General features: G+C 64.0%; 4 protein-coding genes. 1 reads left to right on the forward strand and 3 read right to left on the reverse strand.

The window, feature by feature from the left end; translation table 11 throughout:
• The first annotated feature begins 178 nt into the window (after positions 1–178).
• On the forward strand, positions 179–565 hold the full coding sequence (locus VJ811_RS12125) for a VOC family protein (RefSeq protein WP_324072651.1): 387 nt from the start codon (positions 179–181) through the stop codon (positions 563–565).
• A 5-nt stretch (positions 566–570) separates the two neighbouring features.
• Here VJ811_RS12125 and VJ811_RS12130 read toward each other — a convergent pair whose 3' ends face one another.
• The 3 genes from VJ811_RS12130 to VJ811_RS12140 form a co-directional block, all read right to left on the reverse strand.
• Positions 571–2,205 carry a recombinase family protein gene (locus VJ811_RS12130; protein ID WP_324072653.1) on the reverse strand — a complete coding sequence of 545 codons (1,635 nt, stop codon included), beginning with the start codon at positions 2,203–2,205 and terminating at the stop codon, positions 571–573.
• 76 nt (positions 2,206–2,281) lie between these two features.
• On the reverse strand, positions 2,282–2,491 hold the full coding sequence (locus tag VJ811_RS12135) for a hypothetical protein (protein WP_324072655.1): 210 nt from the start codon (positions 2,489–2,491) through the stop codon (positions 2,282–2,284).
• Positions 2,478–2,717, reverse strand: coding sequence for an AlpA family transcriptional regulator (locus VJ811_RS12140; protein WP_324072657.1), 240 nt, complete (start codon positions 2,715–2,717; stop codon positions 2,478–2,480). Before VJ811_RS12140 ends, VJ811_RS12135 begins: the two co-directional genes overlap by 14 nt.
• Positions 2,718–3,165: the final 448 nt, after the last annotated feature.

The following is a 3,165-nucleotide window of genomic DNA, read 5'->3' on the forward strand; positions in this document are numbered from 1 at the left end:
CGATGACGCCCGCGGCGCCCATCGCGCCGCCCCCCGTCGCGACCCCGCCCACGCCGACCTATGCCGATCCGCGGCTCAACCAGTCGGGTCAGATCCGCGAAGAATTCCGCGGCAGCGGAGCATGGAAACAGTGAAACAAACCGCCTAGGCTGTCCGCTTCACGGGGAGGGAGGCCATCATGGGACATGTCAAAGGCATCGGCGGACTGTTTTTCCGGGCACGCGACCCCGACGCGCTAAGTGCCTGGTATCGCGAACGGCTGGGCGTGGGCGGCGGATGCAGCGCCGACGACAGCGTGCCGCCCAACCAATGGGTCTGGAACGTCGCCGCGGGGCCGCTCGTTTTCGCGCCGTTCAAGGCCGATACCGACTATTTTCCCACCGACCGCCAGCATATGCTGAACCTGCGCGTCGACGATCTCGACGCGGTGCTCCTGCCGTTTCGCGCGGCGGGCGACGAGGTGATCACCAAGGATGAGTGGGACGACCCCGCTGTCGGGCGATTTGCCCGGGTGCACGATCCCGAGGGCAATCCGGTCGAGCTTTGGGAGCCGCCTAAAACATAATATCGTCATCCCGGAGAACCCGGGGACACCTTTGTTATAACTCGGGTAGCGCGGGGTTGCGGGTTATCGTCCACGAAGTCGAGAATGCCGATGAGCGAGCCGTGGAGTGTGGCATGAACCTCGCCGCGCTTTGTGCCCGGATGCAGCACGATTTTGCCGACGAGCGAACGGATGTCGCTTGAAGCGTCGAGCTGCGTGTTCGGGTCTTCGAGCGTTTCGGTCAGCGCCGCGACTTTGCGCTTGTAGATTTCGGCGATGCCGGGATGCACGTCAGGGACATCGGCGGGTGCCTCGGCGAGCCGGGCGGTGATTTCGGCTTTCTCGCGGTCGAGTTCAGCCATGCGCGCTTTCATCGCCGGCTGATACAGCCCGTCTTCGATTGCTGCCATGATCCCGGCTACCGCGCGCTCGATCCTCGCGAGTCCGCGCCGATCGGCGTCGGCCTGTATGCGCCGCTCGCGGTTCTCGCGGTTGATGTATCCCGCATAGGCAGCGACCGCCGCTTCGATCTTGTCGGCCGATACCAGTCGGTCAGCAATGCCCGCGAGCGCCCGACGCTCGAGTTCGTCGCGCCGGATCGTCCGGTTGTTGGTGCAAGAGCCTCTACGATGGCGACCAACGCAGCCATAGCGGTCATCGACCACGATGGCATAAGCCCCGCCGCAGGTGCCGCATTCGAGGAGGCCCGAGAGCAGATAGGCCGGACGCCGCAAGCCCTGCGCGCTGCGGGACTGCGCCGCTTCCTTGACCGCCGTATAACGCTCGGCCAGCGCCTGCTGCTGGCGTTTGACCGCCTGCCAAAGCGCATCGCTGACGATGCGGAGGTCGGGAACCTCATTCCTCAGCCATTCGGATTCGGGATTGAGCCGCATGACCTCCTTGCCGGTGCTCGGGTCTTTGACGCTGTGCTTGTGGTTCCACGCGCGCACGCCAGCATAAAGCTCGTTGTTGAGAATGCCTGTTCCCCGGCGCACGTCACCCCTTATCGTGGTGTCGCGCCATGCGAGCCCCTTGGGGCCGGCGACGCCATCGGCGTTAAGGTCGCGAGCGATCGCACCCGGACTCTTCCCCGCCGCGAACTCGGTAAAGATGCGCTCGATAACGAGCGCCTGCACCGGATCGATTTCGCGTTCGCCGCGCACCAACTCGCCTTCGCTGCTGAGGCGCCGGACCATCCGGTAGCCATAACCGACCGCGCCTGCCGAGAAGCCCTTCTCGACCCGCCCCCGCAGGCCGCGATGGGTCTTCTTGGCGAGATCTTTGAGGAACAGCGCGTTCATCGTGCCCTTGAGCCCGACATGCAGCTCGGAGATTTCACCTTCGGCAAGGGTGACAAGCGGCACCCGCGCGAACTGGAGATGCTTGTAGAGCGTCGCGACATCGGCTTGATCGCGCGACACCCGGTCGAGTGCTTCGGCGACAACGATATCGAACTTTCCCGCCTGCGCATCGGCTAGCAGTTTCTGGATGCCGGGACGCAGGATCATGCTCGCGCCCGAGATCGCGGCATCTTCATAGGTCGCCATAATCTGCCAGCCCTCGCGCTCCGCGCGCTCGCGGCAGAGATTATGCTGATCGACGATCGACGCGGCATTCTGCTGGTCGGAGGAATAGCGGGCATAGAGTGCGGCGCGGATCATGACATCTTCCTTTGCATTGGCGGGACGCTCGCCCGCTCAGCCGGGTAAGACAGTGTCCCGCGCCACGACCCTAAGGTCAACGCTCGGGCGGCCGTGCATTTTTTGCCCACGGCTCGTTGTCGTTCGCCGCATCGCGGGTCCGGACGTGCTCGCGGGCGATATGCCGCCCGATCGCTTCGGCGATCCGGGTGAGCGCGGCATCGACCTGCCGCGCGCGCCGAACAGGCTCATTGTCGTTTGCCGCGACACACCGCTGCCGGCGGCGGGCGTCATCATCCTCGCGCATGGCCGACCTCGCCATCGGCACGCTGATTATCATTGTCGGCGCGGTAGCCCGGCGGATCGGCGATCCAGCGGTCGATGGCGGATTCATACCATCCCGCACCATGGACGCTGATCTTCACCCGCGCCGGAAACGTGCCTTCGGCCATCTTGCGATAAAGGGTCGAGCGCGAGAGTCCGGTACGGGCAAGGACGGTTCGGAGGCGGATGATCTTTTCAGGGTTGGACATGAGGCGTATCCCATTGGCTGGCAGTTGCTGGGCTCCCTTGGGAAAAGAATGGCGATTCCTTAAAAGCCGCGCAAGAGTGCCAAAAATGGTGCCATCATGCTCTGTCGTCCAACGACGTTCGTTGTCGTTCTCTGACGTTCGATAACGTAGCGAAATTATTTTCCCATGCTGTCCCAGCGGAGGGGCTTGGTGCCAAGGCGGGCACCCTCTCGTGTCCCCGCAGAGCGCATGGGTCGGTCCGACTCGACCGCATCCCTTGGAAGTGGGCGACCTGTTTGCCGAGCCAAGATCGGCTGCTTAGCGCCTCATGTCGGCCATTCCGGCACCGATCGGGCTGTGCCGGAAAGCAGCCATTCATCTGGTGCTCGAGCCGAGGTCGGTTCGCGCCTCTTGTAAGCCGCTTCGTGCAACGGACCAGCCGCCAGAAGCAAGCCATTCCAATGGGTTG

The organism is Sphingopyxis sp. (assembly GCF_035250425.1).
In the GTDB taxonomy this organism is placed as follows: domain Bacteria; phylum Pseudomonadota; class Alphaproteobacteria; order Sphingomonadales; family Sphingomonadaceae; genus Sphingopyxis.